17 protein-coding genes and 1 pseudogene are annotated in these 18,985 nt (G+C 65.3%); 5 read left to right on the forward strand and 13 right to left on the reverse strand.

Going from position 1 to position 18,985, the window contains the following annotated elements:
• The first annotated feature begins 50 nt into the window (after positions 1–50).
• The 4 genes and pseudogenes from fabF to gmk all read left to right on the forward strand — a co-directional run bounded on the left by fabF (position 51) and on the right by gmk (position 4,388).
• Positions 51–1,316 (forward strand): beta-ketoacyl-ACP synthase II, encoded by a 1,266-nt coding sequence (gene fabF, locus ACVJ19_RS27395; protein WP_453952319.1) that lies wholly within the window; start codon positions 51–53, stop codon positions 1,314–1,316.
• A gap of 125 nt (positions 1,317–1,441) precedes the next feature.
• Positions 1,442–2,723: pseudogene (gene mltG, locus ACVJ19_RS27400) on the forward strand (endolytic transglycosylase MltG).
• 114 nt (positions 2,724–2,837) lie between these two features.
• On the forward strand, positions 2,838–3,725 hold the full coding sequence (locus ACVJ19_RS27405; RefSeq protein ID WP_453952321.1) for a YicC/YloC family endoribonuclease: 888 nt from the start codon (positions 2,838–2,840) through the stop codon (positions 3,723–3,725).
• 3 nt (positions 3,726–3,728) lie between these two features.
• A complete protein-coding gene (gene gmk / locus ACVJ19_RS27410) occupies positions 3,729–4,388 on the forward strand; it encodes a guanylate kinase (protein ID WP_453952322.1) in 660 nt (219 codons plus the stop codon).
• Here the strand turns inward: gmk and ACVJ19_RS27415 are convergent.
• The gene (locus ACVJ19_RS27415) at positions 4,321–5,433 is read right to left on the reverse strand and encodes a hypothetical protein (protein ID WP_453952323.1); all 1,113 of its coding nucleotides are present in this window, start codon (positions 5,431–5,433) and stop codon (positions 4,321–4,323) included. The genes gmk and ACVJ19_RS27415 overlap by 68 nt on opposite strands.
• A 1,035-nt stretch (positions 5,434–6,468) precedes the next feature.
• On the opposite strand from ACVJ19_RS27415, the gene ACVJ19_RS27420 reads away from it, so the two are divergent.
• The gene (locus tag ACVJ19_RS27420; RefSeq protein WP_453952324.1) at positions 6,469–7,083 is read left to right on the forward strand and encodes a cupin; all 615 of its coding nucleotides are present in this window, start codon (positions 6,469–6,471) and stop codon (positions 7,081–7,083) included.
• A 24-nt stretch (positions 7,084–7,107) separates the two neighbouring features.
• Here the strand turns inward: ACVJ19_RS27420 and ACVJ19_RS27425 are convergent, their stop codons facing one another.
• From ACVJ19_RS27425 to lptF, 12 genes are all read right to left on the reverse strand, one after another.
• Complete coding sequence (locus ACVJ19_RS27425; protein WP_453952325.1) at positions 7,108–8,325, reverse strand: MFS transporter; 1,218 nt, start codon at positions 8,323–8,325, stop codon at positions 7,108–7,110.
• Between the two features lie 193 nt (positions 8,326–8,518).
• Positions 8,519–8,740: a hypothetical protein gene (locus ACVJ19_RS27430; RefSeq protein ID WP_453952326.1), complete on the reverse strand. Its 222-nt coding sequence runs from the start codon at positions 8,738–8,740 to the stop codon at positions 8,519–8,521.
• 57 nt (positions 8,741–8,797) lie between these two features.
• Positions 8,798–9,001 carry a hypothetical protein gene (locus ACVJ19_RS27435; protein WP_453952327.1) on the reverse strand — a complete coding sequence of 68 codons (204 nt, stop codon included), beginning with the start codon at positions 8,999–9,001 and terminating at the stop codon, positions 8,798–8,800.
• 180 nt (positions 9,002–9,181) lie between these two features.
• Entirely contained in the window at positions 9,182–9,598 is a 417-nt protein-coding gene (locus tag ACVJ19_RS27440; protein ID WP_453952328.1) for a phosphonate metabolism protein PhnM, read from the reverse strand.
• 195 nt (positions 9,599–9,793) lie between these two features.
• Positions 9,794–10,021, reverse strand: a complete 228-nt coding sequence (locus ACVJ19_RS27445) for a hypothetical protein (protein WP_453952329.1) — start codon at positions 10,019–10,021, stop codon at positions 9,794–9,796.
• An 82-nt stretch (positions 10,022–10,103) separates the two neighbouring features.
• Positions 10,104–11,162 (reverse strand): alcohol dehydrogenase, encoded by a 1,059-nt coding sequence (locus ACVJ19_RS27450; protein WP_453952330.1) that lies wholly within the window; start codon positions 11,160–11,162, stop codon positions 10,104–10,106.
• A gap of 22 nt (positions 11,163–11,184) precedes the next feature.
• Entirely contained in the window at positions 11,185–12,042 is an 858-nt protein-coding gene (gene rsmA / locus ACVJ19_RS27455) for a 16S rRNA (adenine(1518)-N(6)/adenine(1519)-N(6))-dimethyltransferase RsmA (protein WP_453952331.1), read from the reverse strand.
• On the reverse strand, positions 12,042–13,067 hold the full coding sequence (gene pdxA, locus ACVJ19_RS27460) for a 4-hydroxythreonine-4-phosphate dehydrogenase PdxA (protein ID WP_453952333.1): 1,026 nt from the start codon (positions 13,065–13,067) through the stop codon (positions 12,042–12,044). The genes rsmA and pdxA overlap by 1 nt, the downstream gene beginning before the upstream one ends.
• Entirely contained in the window at positions 13,067–13,993 is a 927-nt protein-coding gene (locus ACVJ19_RS27465) for a peptidylprolyl isomerase (RefSeq protein ID WP_453952335.1), read from the reverse strand. Before ACVJ19_RS27465 ends, pdxA begins: the two co-directional genes overlap by 1 nt.
• A 68-nt stretch (positions 13,994–14,061) precedes the next feature.
• Positions 14,062–16,551 (reverse strand): LPS-assembly protein LptD, encoded by a 2,490-nt coding sequence (locus ACVJ19_RS27470; RefSeq protein ID WP_453952336.1) that lies wholly within the window; start codon positions 16,549–16,551, stop codon positions 14,062–14,064.
• Positions 16,551–17,648, reverse strand: coding sequence for an LPS export ABC transporter permease LptG (lptG, locus tag ACVJ19_RS27475; protein WP_453952337.1), 1,098 nt, complete (start codon positions 17,646–17,648; stop codon positions 16,551–16,553). Before lptG ends, ACVJ19_RS27470 begins: the two co-directional genes overlap by 1 nt.
• Positions 17,645–18,814: an LPS export ABC transporter permease LptF gene (lptF, locus tag ACVJ19_RS27480; RefSeq protein WP_453952338.1), complete on the reverse strand. Its 1,170-nt coding sequence runs from the start codon at positions 18,812–18,814 to the stop codon at positions 17,645–17,647. The genes lptG and lptF overlap by 4 nt, the downstream gene beginning before the upstream one ends.
• Positions 18,815–18,985: the final 171 nt, after the last annotated feature.

The following is an 18,985-nucleotide window of genomic DNA, read 5'->3' on the forward strand; positions in this document are numbered from 1 at the left end:
GCCGGTTTCTTGTTATTGGCCGTGAATCTTTCGATGCGGAGTTTTCGGATATGAGGCGGGTTGTCGTCACTGGTCTCGGCATGGTGTCGCCGCTCGGCTGCGGCGTCGAACCGACCTGGAAACGCATCCTCAACGGCGAAAGCGGTGCGCGCCCGATCGAGAGCTTCGATGTCTCCGATCTTCAGACCAAATACGCATGCACCGTCGTGCGCGGCGACGGTACCAACGACACCTTCAATCCCGACAAGTGGATGGAGCCGAAGGACCAGCGCAAGGTCGACGACTTCATCATCTTCGGCATGGCGGCTGCGGGTCAGGCGCTCGACGATGCCAACTGGCATCCCGAGACCGAGGAGGACAAGTGCGCGACCGGAACCATGATCGGGTCCGGCATCGGCGGCCTCACCGGTATCGCCGACACCGCGATCCTCCTGAAGGAGCGGGGGCCGCGCCGGGTGTCGCCGTTCTTCATCCCGGGCCGCCTGATCAATCTCGCCTCCGGCTACGTCTCGATCGCGCACGGGCTGAAGGGGCCGAACCATTCGGTGGTCACGGCCTGCTCGACCGGGGCGCATGCGGTCGGTGATGCCGCTCGCCTGATCGCGCTCGGCGATGCCGACGTCATGGTCGCCGGTGGCGCCGAATCGCCGATCAGCCGCATCGGCATTGCCGGCTTCAACGCCGCGCGTGCACTCTCGACCGGATTCAACGAGACACCCGAAAAGGCCTCGCGTCCCTACGACAAGGACCGCGACGGCTTCGTGATGGGCGAGGGCGCCGGCGTCCTCGTGCTGGAAGAACTGGATCACGCCAGGCGCCGCGGCGCCAGGATCTACGCCGAGGTGATCGGCTACGGTCTGTCGGGCGATGCCTATCACATCACGTCGCCGTCGCCCGATGGCGATGGCGGTTTCCGCAGCATGTCGGCGGCGCTGAAGCGTGCCGGCCTGACGCCGTCCGATCTCGACTACATCAACGCGCACGGCACCTCGACGCCGCTCGGCGACGAGATCGAGCTCGGCGCGGTCGAGCGTCTGCTCGGCAATGCCGCCTCCAAGATTGCGATGTCCTCGACCAAGTCGTCGACCGGCCATCTCCTGGGCGCGGCCGGCGCGATCGAGGCGATCTTCGCCATTCTCGCGATTCGCGATAATGTCGTGCCGCCGACCATCAACCTCGACAATCCGTCGGTGGAGACGGCGATCGATCTCGTGCCGCATAAGGCGAAGCAACGTGAGGTCAACGTCGCGTTGTCGAACTCTTTCGGTTTTGGCGGCACCAATGCGTCGGTGATCGTCCGGCGTTTGGCCAGCTAGTTTGCTTTTGAGACGAATCCACCGTTTTGCCGTATTCGGCGATAGTCATAGAAGTGGGCGCGTGCATTTGGCTGGGCAAGCGATTGTCAGGCCGAGATTGAACCGGCAGGATTCAGGTTGCTTCGATGAGTGAAAGGCCGCCCATTTCGCCCCGGAGTCCGCGGGCAGCGCTCGAGCCCGAACAGGTTCCGCCGCCGCCGAAGCGATCGGAGCGCGCGCGCAACCCCTTCGTGGTCGTCGGCAATGCCATCATCACCCTGCTGCTGATCGCGATGCTCGGCGCCGGCGGGGTGTATTATTACGGCCGGCAGGTGTTGGAAGCACCCGGGCCGCTCAGGGAAGACAAGATCGTCAACATCCCGCAGCGTGCCGGCAAACGCGACATCGCCGAGACGTTGAACCGGGAAGGCGTCACCGACGTCAATCCGTGGGTGTTCATCGCCAGCGTCGCGGCGCTGAAGGCGAGCTCGGACCTCAAGCCCGGTGAGTATTCGTTCCAGAAGAACGCATCCTTGCGCGACGTCATCGCCACCATCGTCGAGGGCAAGGTGGTGCAGCATGCGGTGACGATCCCGGAAGGCCTGACCTCCGAGCAGATCGTGGCGCGGCTGTCCGACAACGACATCTTCACCGGCAGCGTGCGCGAGCTGCCGCGCGAGGGAACGCTGCTGCCCGAGACCTACAAGTTCCCGCGCGGCACCACGCGCGAGCAGGTGATCCAGCGCATGCAGCAGGCGCACAAGCGCGTGCTGGCGGAGATCTGGGAGCGCCGCAACCAGGACGTTCCGGTCAAGTCTCCCGAGCAACTGGTGACGCTGGCCTCGATCGTCGAGAAGGAGACCGGCAAGCCCGACGAGCGCAGCCGCGTTGCCGCCGTGTTCGTCAATCGCCTGAAGCAGAGGATCAAGCTGCAGTCCGATCCCACGATCATCTATGGCCTCGTCGGCGGCAAGGGCACGCTGGGACGTCCGATCAAGCGCAGCGAGATCACGCAGCCTTCGCCCTACAACACCTATGTGATCGACGGCCTGCCGCCGGGCCCGATCTCCAACCCGGGCCGCGCCTCGCTGGAAGCCGCCGCCAACCCGGCCCGCACGCGCGACCTCTATTTCGTCGCCGACGGCACCGGCGGGCATGCCTTCACCGAGACCTACGACGCGCACCAGAAGAACGTCGCCAAGCTGCGGGCGATGGAGAAGCAGATCCAGAACGACACGGTCGAGCCGGCCGAGGACGCGCAGCCCCCCGGCCGCCGCGCCTGGCGCTGCCGACGCGCCGACCGCGACCACGCCGGCGCGGCCGAACCAGCAGAAAAAGCCGCCGGCGACGCGCCCGGCCAATCCAGCCAATCCCGCGCCGGCCCGGCAGGGCGCGGTGCAGTCCTCGCCGCCGGTGGTCCAGCGCTAGGCAGTGCAGACCTGCCTACGGCACTTTGCGGATTCCACTTTCCTGCAAAATAGTCTTAAGATTCGCGTGGCTTGATAGCCTCGCGAATCCTTTCGTTCCGGAGAATCTGACCTGATGGCGCTGTCGTCCATGACCGGCTTTGCCCGAAGCCACGGCGCTAGCGGGCCGTACACGTTCGAATGGGAATTGAAGTCGGTCAACGCCAAGGGCTTTGACCTCAGGGTGCGGCTGCCGCAGGGGTTCGACGAGCTCGAGGCCCATGCCAAGAAGCGCGCCGGCGAGCTGCTCTCGCGCGGCACGGTCTACGCCAATCTCAACGTCAAGCGCACCAATGCGGCCGCCACGGTCCGCGTCAACGAGGACGTGCTCAATGCGGTGCTGAAAGCCGCCGCGCTGATCTCCGGCAAGGTCGACGCCGTGGCGCCCAGCATCGACGGCCTGCTCGCCATCAAGGGCGTCGTCGAGGTCGCCGAGCCCGAGGGCGAGGAGGAGGAGGACAAGGCGGCCCGTGCCGCTGCCGCGGAGGCCTTCGACAAGGCGCTCGACGAGCTCGTCGCGATGCGCAAGCGCGAGGGGATCTCGCTCGGCCAGATCCTGACCCAGCGGGTCGACGAGATCGAGACGCTGGCGAAGAAGGCGGAAGGCTCGCCGGGCCGCAAGCCCGAGGCGATCAAGGCGAGGCTCGCCGAGCAGATCGCGACCCTGCTCGACACCTCCGACCGTTTCGATTCCGACCGCCTGATGCAGGAGGCGATCCTGATCGCGACCAAGGCCGACATCCGCGAGGAGCTCGACCGCATCGCCTCGCACATCGCGCAGGCGCGCGAGCTGATCGGCAAGGGCGGCCCGATCGGGCGCAAGCTCGACTTCCTGGCGCAGGAGTTTCACCGCGAGGTCAACACCTGCTGCTCGAAGTCGAACGACATCGAGCTCACCAATACGGGACTCGCCATGAAGAACGTGGTCGAGCAGTTCCGCGAGCAGGTCCAGAATCTGGAGTGATCGATGACGACGGGCGGTCACGGAACTGACGGTGTCGAGCGGCGCGGCTTGATGTTCGTGCTGTCCTCGCCGTCGGGCGCTGGCAAGACGACGTTGTCGCGGATGTTGCTCGAGCGGGAGCCCGGCCTGAAGATGTCAGTGTCGGCGACCACGCGCCAGATGCGGCCGGGAGAGGTCGAGGGGCGCGACTACTTCTTCGTCACCAAGCCCAAGTTCGAGACGATGGTGGAGCAGGGCGAACTGCTCGAATGGGCCACCGTGTTTGACAATCTCTACGGGACGCCGCGTGCTCCGGTGGAGGCGGCACTGTCGGCCGGGCAGGACGTGCTTTTCGACATCGACTGGCAGGGCACACAGCAACTGCACCAGAAAGCGAGCGTCGATGTTGTTCGCGTCTTCATCCTGCCGCCTTCGGCCGCCGACCTCGAGAAGCGGCTGCATTCGCGCGCGCAAGATTCCGACGAGGTGATCCGCAAGCGCATGAGCCGCGCCAGTGACGAGATGAGCCACTGGGCCGAGTACGACTACATCGTGATCAACCACGATGTCGACGCGGCCTTCGCCGAGGTGCAGTTGATCCTGAAGGCCGAACGGCTCAAGCGCGAGCGGCGGACGGGCCTCGTCGGCTTTGTGCGAGGGCTGCAAGCTCAGCTGCAGGGCTAGGCTGCGACAGTCGCGGCCCTTCCCTCAGCAGCCGTTCCAGCATCGTCGTGATGATGTCGACGTCGACTGCATCCTGATTGCGGTCATCGTGTTGTTCAGCGGCCTCGTTCGCAGCCAATCGGGGCGCACGGGTCTCGATCTCGAACTGCTTGTCGAACATCGGGATCTTTTCCGCATCGGGCTGCACGGCTTCGGCAACGGCCGGCGGCTCGTGCGCTTCGATCACATCGATCTCGCGGTCGATCGCGGCAAGTTGCGCGGCCTGCGGACGCACGGCATCGAAGTCGATCGGGCGCGGCTGCTGTGCGCGCGGTGCGGCCGGCATCGCATTGAGCCAGGGCGCACGGTCCTGGTTATGGTGCTCCCGATCGTCCCAATTCACGCGACGGTGTTCACTCGCCTGGACGCGGACGCGCGCGCCGGCGAAGCGGTAGATGAGGCTGGCGAGGATGCCGGCGAGCGCCAGCGCGCCGCCGACGACGAGCAGCAGCATCTGGAGCGAGCCCGTCGGCTTGTCGGCGGGAATTTCGGCCGCGGCCGGCTTTGCGCTCGGCTGCGGGGCTGGCGCGACGGGAGCGGGCACCGGCTGCGGCGCAGCGGGCGTTGTGGAGGTATCAGGCCAGCGCGTGGCAACAGCGGGCTGTTCTGAATTGGCGTCCGTGGTGGCGCCCGGCGGCTGCTGCGCGACCGGCGGCGCAGTCGCTGCGGCAGCGGTCTGCGGGGCGATGTATTCGGCACGCGCATTCTGCACGGAGGGCGGCGCGGCTGCATCGGCATTTTGACCGTCGGTCGTCGCCTGCGCGCTTTGCGTGGCGTTGCTGCCTTCGGCGCGTAGATACCAGCATTGCCGCTTGGTCCCGCGCTCGACGCGATAGCGCCAGTGCTGCCCCTTTGGCGCGGCGCCCTTCGGTGAAGCAAGGCACTCGTCGGCCGCACCGGCCGTATTCGATGCGCTCGGCGCGTTCTGCGACACGGCGGCGAGTGGTGCGCCGGCAATGATGCTGCCAACAAGCGCAGATACGAATTTCGCGGTTCGGTTGCCCATCCTGGTCTCCCGGTTACGCATGACGCAACTCTTAACCATCCCTTTCTCGTCAAAGAGTTGGGTGGCAATGAGCCGCAAATCCGGAGAGGATGTGGCTTGAATTAGGCCTGCGGCGCGTTCGTTCCGCCGCGCTGCCGGCCTTTTTCGGCCAGACTTTTACGACGTCAGGTCCAAGTTCCCGAGAAGCGGAAGGCCGCGACAAGACTCCTCGCATTAGAGTTCCCCATGGCTTCGCGATCCCGCGGCAACTCCTGCCCGAGGCTTGCTGTCGTTTGCCGCCCGTTGGATGCCAAAGGGCGCAGGGAAGGCCGGGCGCCGGCTGGCACCCGCAGATCCGTGCGCTACGGAAAGTGCACACGGGGTGGATCACAGGTGTTGCCGGTCGCCCGGCCTTCCCTGCGCGGATGGTTTTAACGGTGTCCTTCGTGCTCTCCCCGGGGAGCGATGCACTATTGCCCCCGTCGCCTTGCCGATGACTGATGCGCGTGCCCGGTCGGGCCGCCACATCACCGCAAGCCTTGACGCACAGACCCCGGGCGTCAGGACCACACGACTTCTCCGTCCGCGGACGGTTTTGCCGGATCATCAGGGGCTGGCGCGTGCTCACTCCCGACAATCGACGAAACCGCTGTAACTGCGCCGTGTCGTGCCGCGTCACGTGAGGACTCACGGTTGCCCGCCCTGTCACCACGCTGATCGCGCCGGCGCTGCCGCGTCCACCGCACCCCGGCCCGCATCTCGTGACGGTCGCGAACGCCCCTTTGGCTGGGCCAGGATGGGGTGCTGTATGCCACAAATCCGAAATTCGGAAAAGCAAAATATTTTTGCGGACGAGACTTGACGAGATGTTTTGCCCGACGCCTTGCGAGGGGCCCGCCCCAACCTCTGCCCGTCATCCCGGGCGCGCGGAAGCGCGAACCCGGAATCCATCGTGCGGCAGAACGTGCGGCCCGATAGATTCCGGCCCCGCGTGCCTCGCGCGCGCATAGAAACTTCTCAGCTCTGCCGCCGTTGAATCGCGGCTGAGGTGATGCCATGCTGGTCGAGGATCAGATCAAGAATTTTGCCAAGAAGCTCGTGGAGGGGCGTCCCGATGCGGCGACGCTGCGGGCGCTGGTGCGGGTCCGGAAACCGACAGCCATCCATTTTCGCGACGATGGCATCGTGCCGAACAATCCGCGTTTTCCGGTGCTGTTCTATCGCGGGGCGGTGAAGCTTAAGGGCCGGCGTTTCCCGCCAGAGGTCATCATCGACACGCTGTTCGATACGAATGGCTGGGGCCGGTCGTGGCGCGACACCGTGTACGGCTTCGTCCACTATCATTCGCAAATCCATGAAGTGACGGGCGTAGCGCGCGGCACGGCCAGGATCGAGTGCGGCGGGATCAAGGGCCGCATCTTGAGTGTGAAAGCCGGAGACGTTCTGGTTCTGCCCGCGGGCACCGGACACCGGCTGATCGAGTCCAGTCGGGACTTTCTTGTTGTCGAAGCTTACCCGCCGGACGGAACGTACGACGAGTGCACCGACATGCGAGAGCGTCCTGACGCCGTCAAACGCATCGCCAGGGTCCGCAAGCCGAAGACCGATCCTGTCCACGGAACCGGCGGCGCGCTGCTCATATCATGGGCGAGGAAGCGGTCGCGATCGTGACCGGGCAGGCGGCGCTCCACCGCATCATGAGCGCGCAGCGCTGGTGCACCCGTCGTGAGCTGCATGGGCAGGTTTCGGAGCTCGGCGACGGGTGCCGAGAAAGAAAGCGCCGGCCGACAAGCACAGGGTGAGGGCACTGAACAGGAAGGTGGCCCGATGGCCGATGCTGTCGAAGAGCAGGCCGCCGAAGGCGGCGCCTGTCGCGATGGCCAGCTGGACCACCGCAACCATCAGGCCGCCGCCGGCCTCGGCATCGTCAGGCAGGGTCTGGGCCAGCCAGGTCCACCAACCCACGGGCGCCGCCGTGCCGATCAGGCCCCACAACCCCAGCAGAATGGTCGTCGCGACGAGCGATGATCCGAAGGTCACGAGGCCAATGGCGATGGCGGCCATGGCGAGCGGCATGGCGATCAGTGCGGCATGGAGGTGCGGCCTGAGGATGAATCCGATGAACGATGTGCCCACGAGGCCCGCAACACCGAGGATCAGAAGCAGTGCAGAGAGGGTGGAAACACTTGCGTGGGTGACGGTCTCGAGGAACGGGCGCAGATAGGTGAAGAGCGAGAACTGCCCGAGGAAGAACAGCGCAGCGGCGAGCATGCCATAGGCGACCTGCGGCCGGCGCAAGACACGGAAGGTGGCCGCAGCGCCGGACCGCGTCCGATCGGGCATTGCGGGAAGGGTCAGGAATTGCCAGACGAGCGTCGCTGCCGCGACCGGCACGACGCAGAAGAATGCGGCGCGCCAGCCGATATATTGGCCGAGAAAGCTGGCGAGCGGCGCTGCGACGGTGGTGGCCAGCGCATTGCCGCCGTTGAGGATGGCAAGCGCCCGCGCCACGTCGCCCGCGGGTACAAGGCGCATCATGGTCGCCGCCGACATCGACCAGAAGCCGCCGACCACGATCCCGATCAACGCCCGGCCACCCATGAGCGTCACGTAATCGGGAGCTGAGGATACGACACTGCCGGACAGCACCATCAGTGCGGTCAGGGAGAGCAGCAGGGAGCGGCGATCGACGCCGCTGGTCACGGCCGCGATGAACAGGCTCGTGAGCACGGCGAACAGTCCGGACACCCCGATCGCCTGCCCAACCTGGCCTTCACTCAGGTGTAGATCGGTCGCGATTGGCGTGAGCAGGCTCACGGGCATGAACTCGGAGGCCACCAGCGTCGAGGCGCACAGCGACAATGCAAGAACCGCGCTCCAGGGCGCGGCAGGAGAGGGAGATTGAGCGGTCATGCCGCAGAGCTAGCGGCTCGGTGTTTATTTGATTAGCCGATAAATCTGGCTTGGAGTTATCGGGATAAGCCATGAATATCCGTGATGAATGACGGTCGCAAATACGGAGAGCGACGTTAGATAAGTGATGGGTTTCGCAAGGGCTCAACCCATCCTACGGACCTACTACGGACCTACGGACCGTCGCGAGCACCTATTTCCACACGCGCGCCAGCATCAGCGCCAGAAGCCCCAGCATGGCGCTAACGAGGCCGACCATCGCGTAGGATTGCGCAAACACACCGGTCTGAATGAAGACCTGTGCCGCGATGGCAAAGCAGATGACAGCGAGAAGCAGGCAGGCGCAACCGACGATGATCGACAGATATCGTACTGCAGCTGCGACCGGCCTTGCGGGGAGTGCAGGATCGCTCATGCAAATGACAACAGCTCTGCTGACTGGAGGTTCCGGTTTCGACGCGCGCGGAGAACATCAGTCACGTGCGCAGCAATCGACCAGTGCTCGCCAGATGCGTTTGACTTCGACGGTCCTCTCAAGCTCGCGGACGTGGTTCTCGCTCACCTGGGACGACGTTGTCTCATGGCGCGGTTCGCGCGGCGCGATCCAGCGCTCGGAGATGGGATCGTACCACTTGCCTGGATTGACCAACTCGTTGCTCCTCTTTTCGATCCCCATGCGTGATCGCTCATCCCACGCGCCCGCTACCGGTGTTTGGCGTGTTCTTCGGAGCAGGCTGCGCCTGCTCTTGTCATCGGCTCCGACCCGGTCGTAGCCTTGCTGGAGAGCCAACGCGCTGGCGGCGCGCGACGTTCCAATGTCTCGCCTGAAGCGGAATCTGCGAAGAGAATCTAGGCGCTAGCGCTTCGGCGCGTTCCGATCGTCGGTCGAGGATTCTCCGGCTGTCGTGCGCTCCTCGCGCGTGCGGAGGTCTTGGGACACCGCCTCCAGCGATCCTTGGCTGTCTTCGGCTTCGGGCGCCTGGCCCGACTTGCGGTACTTCCTGACCAGCCGCTTGATGTCGTCGACCGCCTGGAGCAACGGCGGCGTCAGCGAGAACAGCGCGCCCATCGCAATGGCGATGATGGTGTGGCGAAGCGAGACCTTCTCGTCCTCATCGAAAGGGTAGGCGTTGGGCTCGATGGCTGCCGGCGCGAGCCCGGCCGATGAGCGCGGATGATCCGGCTTCCGCGGCTTGCGCGGCGGCATCATGATGACGACGAAGAGCACGTTGATCAGCAGCCAGATGCCGAGAATAATGAGAAAAGTTCGCATTCCAGAAAACCAAAAAGTAATGCGGCGTCGGTTCAAACCGGCATTGAACGGCCATTCATGGGCCGATGCAAGTTGTGGTTTTCCCGGCGGCAAGTCCCGGTCGAGTGAGGCACGACGAAATCACTATCGGAATCCGGCAAAACCCTGAGGCGTCCAGTGGAAAGCGATGGCCGCGGTCGGCGCCGCCGCCGTCGGTCATCCGAAGCGAGTCTCCTGCGGCCGACTCCTGGCCGCGTGTGCGCGCCAGGCGTCGATCGCGCGGTTCGCGAGTATCAGCTCCCGGCGTTCGCCGGTCCTGAGCTGCGCTTCAATGAAGTCGAGAAGAAAGTTTGCAGTCTCGTCCGGCGCGCCGAGCTCGCCGCTCTGCTCCAGGCAGCTCCAGGCAATGAAGAATGCGCTCTCGACGGTGCAGCGGATGGACATGTGCTGCCAACGCAGCGCAGCCGCCGGTGTTCCGCGGCGAGGCATTCGATCTCGCCGCAGGGAGCTTCAGGTTCCCCGTCTCCTAGTTCTTCAGCACGATGCGGCCGACGACCTTGCCGGCGCGCAGCTCGTCGATCCATTTCTGCACGTCGCCCATCGGCTCCTCGCGCATCGGCGTCGGCTTGATCTTGCCGGCGCGGGCGAGCGCCATGAGCTCGTGGCCTTCGGCGAGCGTGCCGACCATGAAGCCTTCGACGGTCAGGCGCTTGTAGACCCATTGCACCATCGGCAGCGTGAACTGGCCGCCCATCAGGCCGGAGACCACGACCTTGCCGCCGCGCGCGGCGACCGCGACCGCAAAGGCCATCGACTTCTCGTTGCCGGCGAAATCGACCACCTCGTCGAAGCCGCCCTCGGTCTCTTTCAGGATGCGCTTGATCACGTCGGGCTCGGACGGATCGTAGGCAACGGCCGCGCCGTTCTTCAGCGCGGTCTCGCGCGCGGCCGGCGAGAGGTCGGCGACCGTGATCGGCTGCTTGAACATGGCCTGCGCGAACGACAGGCCCATCATGCCGACGCCGCCGAGGCCGATCAGCAGCAAATTGCGCTGGCGCGGACGATCGACCAGGCGCTTGAGCGCGCCGTAGGCGGTGACGCCCGAGCACATCAGCGTCGCGGCCTGGTTCACGGGCAGGGGATCGTAATCGAGCAGGTACTTTGCGTCGGGGACCAGGACATGGGTGGCGAAACCGCCGTCGATGGAGACGCCGAGGAAGCGCTGCTTGGCGCAGAGATTCTCGTCGCCGTTGGCGCAGTCGCGGCACTGGCCGCAGCCGATCCAGGGAAACACCGCTTTCTTCGCCCCGATGAGGCCGGCGGGAACGTCGGGACCGACTTCGTCGACGACACCAGCGATCTCGTGGCCGAGCGTGAAGGGCAGTGTCATGCCGCGCGTGGTGTCGAGCTTCTTGCCGCCGCCGAGATCGGCATAGCCGTCCTGGATGTGCAGGTCGGAATGGCAGAGACCGCAGCGCTCGATGCGCACCAGCACCTCGCGTCCTTGCGGCTTCGGCGTGTCGACGATGGTCTCGCACAAGGGCGCGTCGAACTTGACCAGGGACTGCCTGCGCATCAAGGCCATATTCCTTCCTCCGAAATTCCTGTTATTCAGCTTCGTTTCGTATATCTGCCAATTCACGCGCCATGGCAACAAAGCCTGCGATGGGAATGGTCTCCGCGCGCCGCGTCGCATCGACGACGGCCGCCGCGGCAAGTCGCGCGGGATCGACACCCAGCGATTTCAGGCTTTGCCGCAGCATCTTGCGGCGCTGACCGAAGGCGGCGGCCGCGACCTGCTCGAGCAGCCTGCGGTCGCAGGGCAAGGGCTCTGCGCGCGGCTTGAGGCGCACGACGGAGGAGGTGACCTTCGGCGGCGGCACGAAGGCGGACGGCGAAATGTCGAACAGGATCTTGGTCTCGCAGCGCCAGTTGGCGAGCACGCCGAGACGGCCATAGGCCTCCTCGTCCTCGCACGCGACGATGCGCTCGCCGACCTCGCGCTGGAACATCAGCACCATCATGTCGTACCAGGGCGGCCAGGGCTCGATCGTGAGCCAGTTGATGAGAAGCTGGGTTGCGATGTTGTAGGGCAGGTTGGCGACGATCTTTGCGCGTTCGCCCGAGAGCAGCGGGCGCGGGTCGAAGGTCATGGCATCGCCATGCACGATCTCCAGCCGGCCGGGATAGCGCGCGGAAATATCCCGCAAGGCCGGGATCGCGCGCTCGTCGTGCTCGATCGCGATGACGCGCCGGGCGCCGAGCGCGAGCAGGGCGCGCGTCAATCCGCCCGGGCCGGGGCCGATCTCGACGATGGTGGAATCCTCAAGCGGCGCGGCCGCGCGCGCAATGCGCGCGGTGAGGTTGAGATCGAGCAGAAAATTCTGGCCCAGGGATTTGCGGGCCGACAGCGCGTGCTGGCGAATGACCTCGCGCAGCGGCGGGAGGTCGTCGATCGCGCTCATCAGCTTTGCGACGCCGCCATGCGGCTCGCAAGCTTCAGCGCGGCAATCAGACTCGCGGGGTTCGCTTTACCGGTGCCGGCGATGTCGAAGGCGGTGCCGTGATCGGGCGAGGTGCGGATGAAGGGCAGGCCGAGCGTGACGTTGACCGCATCGTCGAAGGCGACGGTCTTGATCGGGATCAGCGCCTGGTCGTGATACATGCAGACCGCGCAGTCATAGAGGTTGCGCGCGGCGTCATGGAACATCGTGTCGGCGGGCAGGGGACCCCTGGCCTCGATGCCGTCATTGCGCAGAACTTTAAGCGCCGGCGCAATCACCGTCTGCTCCTCATGGCCGAGCGAGCCGTCCTCGCCGGCATGCGGATTGAGGCCGGAGATGGCGATGCGCGGCCGCGCGATCCCGAAGCGGGATGTCAGCTCGGCCGCGACGATGCGCACGGTCGAGACGATCAATTCGCTGGTGAGCTGGCTCAGCGCCTCGCGCAAGGAGACGTGGATGGTCACCGGCACCACGGCAAGCCGCGGCGACCACAGCATCATCACCGGCTGCGGCACGCGGCCGTCCTCTGCGGCAAGCTCGGCGAGGAATTCGGTGTGGCCGGGATGGCGGAAGCCGGCGCGGTAGAGCACGCTCTTGGCGATCGGATTGGTGACGACGGCGCCGGCGCGGCCCTCGCGCACGTCAAGGACCGCCTGACGGATCGAGGCGAGCGCGGCGGGCGCGCTGGTGGCGTCGGGCTTGCCGGGCTCCGCCGTCGCGCGCTCGCCGGTCGCGACCACGGGCAGAGCCTCGGCGAAGGTGGTGGCGGCCTCACTGGGGCTCACCGAGGCGATCCGGATCTCGGCGCCGAGCGCCTTGCCTATGACCTTGGCGCGCTGCGCGACGAAGGCCTCGTCGCCGAGCAGATAGAAGGCGGGCAGGTTCAACTCACGGCGCCGGAGCCAGGCCGCAATCGTGATGTCGGGGCCGATGCCCGCGGGCTCTCCCAGGGTCAGGGCGAGGGGCTTGATCGGGGCGTCGGCCATCAGCGGTTGCGATATTCGATCATCGCCGCCTTGCGGAGCTCTTCGAGATAGGCCTTCTGGGTCTTCTCGTACTTCTCCTGGTACATCTTCTCGCGCACCTCGCGCTTCTTCGGCGTGTCGATCATGGTCGGCTTGCGCGAGCACAGCACGACCATCTCGATGCCGGCCTTGGTGACCTCCGGCGCGGTCAGATGGCCGATCGGGGTGTCGTCGAGCACCTTGCGCAGCGCCTCGGGCAGGTCCGCCGTCGTCTTGGTGACGCTCTCGCGAATGGTGGCGTTCGGCGTCGAGCGGAACAGCGAATTGGCTTCCTCGCAGCTGCCGACGCGGGAGCGATATTGCTCGGCTTCCTTCATCCGCGTCTCCTGGAAGGCCGGGGACGAGCCGCGCGGCACGATCAGCACGATCGGCTGCATCTTGTATTCGGTGCCCTCGACCTGCAGCTTGTCGCCGGTCTGGGCCTGCACGGCCTGCGCGACGTCGCGCTCGCCGACCATCAGCTTCTCCTTGAAGCGGCCGCGCACGAGGCTGGTCCAGACCATCTCGGCCTTCATGCGGCCCTTCAGGGTTTCAGGGCGGACGCCCTTGGCTTCGAGCGACTTGGTCAGCTGATCCGGCGAGACGCGCATGCGCTGCGCCATACCCTCGTAGGACTGGTTGACGTCGCTGACACCGGGATCGACGCCGTATTTCTTGCCTTCCTTGAGCTTCACCTTGTCGTCGATCAGCTCGTTGATGACCTCCTGCCGGCCTGGGGTCTTCTGCGTCGTCAGCTGGTCGAGCTTGGCGCGCTGGTCGATGTCGAAATCGGTGATGGGATCGCCGTTGACCATGACGACGATGTTCTGCGCGCGCGACGGCGCGCCGGCCAGAAGCAGGGCGGCGAGGACGAAGAGGAGGCGGAACATAGGCAAGGCAGTCGTCATGGATCTCGCTCGCATGTCAGCCGCGGTGAACCTGCGATTGGGACAACGCGACCGGCACTTCAAACCGTTTACTGGAGGCCGCTGGAACTGCTGGTCGTCGACGAGGTCGCCAGCGTACGCAGCCCGAACGTGAACATGTACGCATGGCTCAGCACCGGCGGGGTCGTGCCCGCGGAGTAGCTGTACGAGGTTACATAGTTCGCCGCCAGCACGAAGCAATCGTCGACATAGCCGGCGCCGAGCACATACTGGTTGATCTTGTTGGCCTCGAGGTCCCAGCGCGCCGAGCCCGACACCACCCAGTTGGTCGCGACCTTGAGCGAGCCCGAGGTCAGGATGCCCTCGCGGCGCGTCAAATAACCGAGTTCCGGCTGCGCCGCGTAATTGCCGTACATCACGCTGACCGACCAGCGGTCGAAATTGGCGCGGCCTTCAGCCTCGAAACGTTGGACGTTCCAGGTCTGCTCGTCCATGCGGGAGCGGACGCTGAACGTGTAGGTGCGGTTGGGCGAGTAGGCGATGCTCGCCACGTAGTCGGAGCGGGGCTTGTCGAGGCCGGAATCCACGCCCGTGTTGATGGAGTCCTGGACCGCGAAGGAGTTCAGGCCGAACAGCTGGTAGGACTCGCCGAACAGCACCTTGACGGCGCCGCCCCTGTCGAACTGCGTGGTGGACTGCACGCCGACATTGGCGCGGCCGCCGCCCTCGACGCGGTCGTAGCCGGAGAATTTGTCGACGCTGAACAGGTTCGAGGTGTCGAACACCATGCTCTGCGCGTCCTCGTTCGGCAGCTTGCCGGCATAGGTCTCGTTCGGACGGATGATGATCTGCGCGATCGGCTCGATGGTGGTCGAGCCCCAGGGCTGAACGTTGATGAAGGGGTAGCGGTATTCGAGGCCGACGGTCGGCATCAGGCGGAATGCCTGGGTGTCGCCGACCGGCAGATAGTTCGACACGCCCGGCTGGTTGGAGACCGAGGAATTGATCGCGTCGGCGCGCAGGCTGGCGAACGGCGTCCAGATCTGGCCGAGCGGATCGGTAAAGGACTTGCGCCACTGCGCTTCCGCGGTGAGGCGGGTATAGGTGCCGGGGAAGCCGCGCAGCAGGCACTGCGACGGCGTGCGCGCGAGCGGATCGGCCGAGGCGGTGGTGCACAGGCTGTTGGTGTTGGCGAGCGTCGTGATCGGATCGAACACCGCGTTTTCGCGCGACAGGTTCACGAAATTGGTCTTGTAGCTGAACTCGCCGCCGAACACCGGATAGTTCAGCACGTTCGAGTAGTCGATCACGGGATAGACGACCGGGACCTTGTCCTGATTGCCCGAGTAGCTCAACCAGTACATCGTGCGTGCGTCGAAGAAGCTGCGGTTGCCGACGCCGGTCAGATAGAGCTGCGACAACGCGTCGGTCGGCAGATTCAGGAACGAGCCGAGCGGGTCCTTGTAGGCCGCGAGGCGATAGTCCGAGAAGAAATAGTAGTCGGACATCAGGACGCCGTCCCAGCCCCAGACCCATTTGTCGTTCAGCGCGAACTGACCCTTGGTGTCGACGGCGCCGCGGAACTGGCGGTCGCCGGGCTGCCCGGCAAATGCTCCGGGATCGAGCTGATCGATGCCGTAGGCCCGGATCTGGTAGGCGCCGTCGATCAGACGCTGACGGAATTCACCCTGCACCAGCACGCCTTGCCGCGACAGGAAGCGCGGCGTGAAGGTCGCGTCCATATCGGGCGCAATCGCCCAATAATAGGGAACTTCGGCGCCGAAGCCGGTGTTCGTGGTGCCGGGGAAGTAACCGGGCATCAGGAAGCCGCTCTTGCGCTTCACGGTCGGGTCGGGCGTCGAGAAGTACGGCATGTAGGCGAGCGGCACGCCGAAGAACTCGAGCTGTGCCGTCTCGAAGTACAGCATCTTCTCCTGCTGGTCGTGGATGATGCGGGCACCCTTGACCTGCCACAGCGGCGGCTTCTTCGGATCGTCCTTACACGGCGCGCAGGCCGTATAGACGCCGTTATCGAACACCGTGTAGTTGCCGCTGGAGCGGTCCGCGCGGCTCGCGGCCATGCGGGTCTGGTCGGCGGTGTCCACGCGGAGCGAATCGACGAAACCGTCACGGTAGTCGTCGGAGAGATCCATGATCTCGGCATAGGTGATCTTGCCGTCGGCATCCGTCATGCGGATGTTGCCTTCGGCATGGAGCCGCTTGGTCTTCTGGTCGTAGATGACCCTGTCGGCCTCGACGCTGGTGCCGTTGTAGAACAGCTGGACGTTACCGACCGCGGAAACGCGCGAATTGTTGTAGTCGTAGTCGACCTCGGTCGCCTGAACCAGCATCTGGTTGTCGTTGGCGACCTTCGGCGGCTTCGGGCGCGGCGGCAGCGGATTGTAGGTGAAGCTCTGGGCGGAGGCGGGGGCCACGGCCGCAACGTCCATGAGCCCGCCGAGCGATGCCACGGCGGCAACGGCGAGCAGGAGCCTGCGAATGGACAAGCCGCACCCGTTCGCGCGCACCACAGTACGCCGCGTCAAACGAGACACGCGCCCTCGTTGGACGGCAGTCACTAACCGTCCTCCTGATAGAGCAAGGCCAAAAAGCCGGTGAGGCCGCCCACAACAACGGGCAACCACGCCGCAGCGATCGGATGCATCAACTCAGCCTTGCTCAAGTCCTCAGTTACTTTCGACAGAACGTAGAGCAGAAAGCCTGCGCCCACGCCACTCAAAACCATCTTCTGCACGCCGCCCATCCGGAAGAAGCGCAACGACACCGAAGCCGCGAGCATCACCATGGCGGCGAGCAAAAACGGCTGCGCCAGGAGCTTCTGATACTGGAGTCGATATCCGGCTGTCGCGAAGCCTGAGCTTTCGGAGGAGCGGATGTAGCTCGGTAGTTGCCAAAAGGACACAGTCTCGGGTGTGGAAAAGCTGTTGCGGACCTGGGCCTCGGTCAGCGTCGTCGGAATCTCCAGGCTCGCCTGGTCGACCGGCGGCGCGTCCAGCGTGAAGCGGCGGACGCCCCTGAACAGCCAATGGCCGGCCTCCAGCGTGGCTTCGCGCGCCTCGACGCGTTCCTTGAAGTGCTGCTGTGTGTCAAACCGGAACAGCGTGAGCCCGGTGAGCCGGATGCCCTGCTGCTCGCTGCGCGCGGCGTTGATGATGGTCTGGCCGTCGCTGGTCACCTGATTGAGCCAGAAGCCGGAGGCATCCTGGATGCCGCCGCCGGGCGCCGAGCCGAACAGCTCGGCCTCCATGCGCTTGGAGAGCTCGCGTAAGTTCGCCGACATCGGATTGTAGGCGACGGTGGCGATGACCCCGATCAGGAGCGCGCTGCCGAGCGCCGGCGCGATGAACTGCCAGGCCGAGATGCCGGCGGCGCGCGCAACCACGAGCTCGAGCCGGCGGGAGAGGGCGAGATAGCAGGTCATGGCGCCGATCAGCATGCAGAACGGCGTCAGCTTCTCCAGCAGCTGCGGCACCCGGAACAGCGAGGTCTCGGCCACCATGATCGCGGAGGCGGATGCAAGGCCGGAGGTCTTGCGCACCATCTCGATGTAGTCGACCAGCACCAGCAGCAGGAAGATGCTCGCGAACACGCCGAGCGCCGCGACGACGAAGCGTCCGGCGAAATAGCGCCCGAGTGTGTTGGTGAGCATGCTCATGCGGTGGCCGGCCGTCCGAACAGCCGCGCAATGCGCGCGTTGGACCTGTTGATGGCCTCCATGAGGCGGGGAGGCGGCTCGACCACGACGCCACCGATGATCATCCACAGCCCGACGCCGATAGCGCCCATGACCATCGCATATTGAACGAGCACCGGCTCCGGCGATTTCACCGCCATCACCGAGCAGGCGAAGCCGGCCATGCGCAGGCCGAACACCGCGAGGATCGAGGAGCCGATCGAGAAGTTGCGGCTCTGGCGGGTGGTGCGAGGCGCACCCAGGAAGGCGAAGGTCAGCACGGCAAAGGCGAAGGGATAGACCGGTGCGAGCAGGCTGTCATGCAGGGCTGAGCGGAACTGTCCGGGAATCTGCTTGTAGACGGGGTCGTCCTCGGCCGGCGAGAACAGCTCCCAGAGATAGCGCTCGCGGATGCCGAGGGTGACGTCACGGCCCTGATTGCCGAACTTCGACATGTCGAAGCCGTAGCGGCCGAACGCCACCAGCGCCGGGTCGCGCTTGCCGGCCTCGAAACGCTGGAGATTGCCGTCCTTCAGCACCAGGAAAGAGCCGTTCTCGTTCTTCACGACCTCGCCTTGCTCGGCGACGATCGAGACGCGCTCGTTCGGATCGCGACGGTCGTCGATGAAGATGCCTTCCAGAATGCCGCCGGGCTTGCGCTCGCGGATGCGGATCGTCAGGTTCTTGTCGAGCTGGGCGAAGCGGCCGGGCTGGAGGATGTTGGTGAGCACGTCGGCGGTGATCTCGGCGTCCCACTGCTTGATCCGCCGCATGCCGTCGGGCGCCAGATAGGCCGCGATGAAGGCGACCAGCAGCGCCACCACGCAGGTGGCGTAGAAGAACGGATAGAACAGCCGGAACGGCGAGAAGCCGGCGGCATTCATCACGATGATCTCGGAATCGGTCGCGAGCTTGTTCAGCGTGTGCGAGATCGCGATCATCAGCGCGATCGGCGAGATGATCAGGACCAGAGCCGGAATGACGAGGCTGGTGATGCCGAGGAAGGTGAGGATGGTCTGACCCTGGCTCGTCATCAGGTCGATGCCGCGCAACGCCTGCGTAATCCAGATCACGCCGGTGAGGCTGACCAGGACCAGCGCAAACGACGCCAGCGTCGTGCGGAAAATATACCTATCAATCGACCCCATGCGCTACCGCACGAATCCCACTCAAGCCCCACTGCAGGCCGGAACTCCGGCTGTCCAACCAATCCCCGATCTGGAGATCCCCAAGGTCGGCCAGCCACCGCTTCCGCCGGCTTACTCTCTCACTACCATCCCTTTGATCCGTCAACAAAATGGCTGCCCCGTGGCACCCTC

It is taken from the genome of Bradyrhizobium sp. USDA 376, from assembly GCF_054063675.1.

Coding starts and splice junctions, on each gene's coding strand:
- fabF (WP_453952319.1), top strand. CDS start 51: ATGAGGCGGGTTGTCGTCACTGGTCTCGGCATGGTGTCGCCGCTCGGC.
- ACVJ19_RS27405 (WP_453952321.1), top strand. CDS start 2,838: ATGGCGCTGTCGTCCATGACCGGCTTTGCCCGAAGCCACGGCGCTAGC.
- gmk (WP_453952322.1), top strand. CDS start 3,729: ATGACGACGGGCGGTCACGGAACTGACGGTGTCGAGCGGCGCGGCTTG.
- ACVJ19_RS27415 (WP_453952323.1), bottom strand. CDS start 5,433: ATGGGCAACCGAACCGCGAAATTCGTATCTGCGCTTGTTGGCAGCATC.
- ACVJ19_RS27420 (WP_453952324.1), top strand. CDS start 6,469: ATGCTGGTCGAGGATCAGATCAAGAATTTTGCCAAGAAGCTCGTGGAG.
- ACVJ19_RS27425 (WP_453952325.1), bottom strand. CDS start 8,325: ATGACCGCTCAATCTCCCTCTCCTGCCGCGCCCTGGAGCGCGGTTCTT.
- ACVJ19_RS27430 (WP_453952326.1), bottom strand. CDS start 8,740: ATGAGCGATCCTGCACTCCCCGCAAGGCCGGTCGCAGCTGCAGTACGA.
- ACVJ19_RS27435 (WP_453952327.1), bottom strand. CDS start 9,001: ATGGGGATCGAAAAGAGGAGCAACGAGTTGGTCAATCCAGGCAAGTGG.
- ACVJ19_RS27440 (WP_453952328.1), bottom strand. CDS start 9,598: ATGCGAACTTTTCTCATTATTCTCGGCATCTGGCTGCTGATCAACGTG.
- ACVJ19_RS27445 (WP_453952329.1), bottom strand. CDS start 10,021: ATGTCCATCCGCTGCACCGTCGAGAGCGCATTCTTCATTGCCTGGAGC.
- ACVJ19_RS27450 (WP_453952330.1), bottom strand. CDS start 11,162: ATGGCCTTGATGCGCAGGCAGTCCCTGGTCAAGTTCGACGCGCCCTTG.
- rsmA (WP_453952331.1), bottom strand. CDS start 12,042: ATGAGCGCGATCGACGACCTCCCGCCGCTGCGCGAGGTCATTCGCCAG.
- pdxA (WP_453952333.1), bottom strand. CDS start 13,067: ATGGCCGACGCCCCGATCAAGCCCCTCGCCCTGACCCTGGGAGAGCCC.
- ACVJ19_RS27465 (WP_453952335.1), bottom strand. CDS start 13,993: ATGACGACTGCCTTGCCTATGTTCCGCCTCCTCTTCGTCCTCGCCGCC.
- lptG (WP_453952337.1), bottom strand. CDS start 17,648: ATGAGCATGCTCACCAACACACTCGGGCGCTATTTCGCCGGACGCTTC.
- lptF (WP_453952338.1), bottom strand. CDS start 18,814: ATGGGGTCGATTGATAGGTATATTTTCCGCACGACGCTGGCGTCGTTT.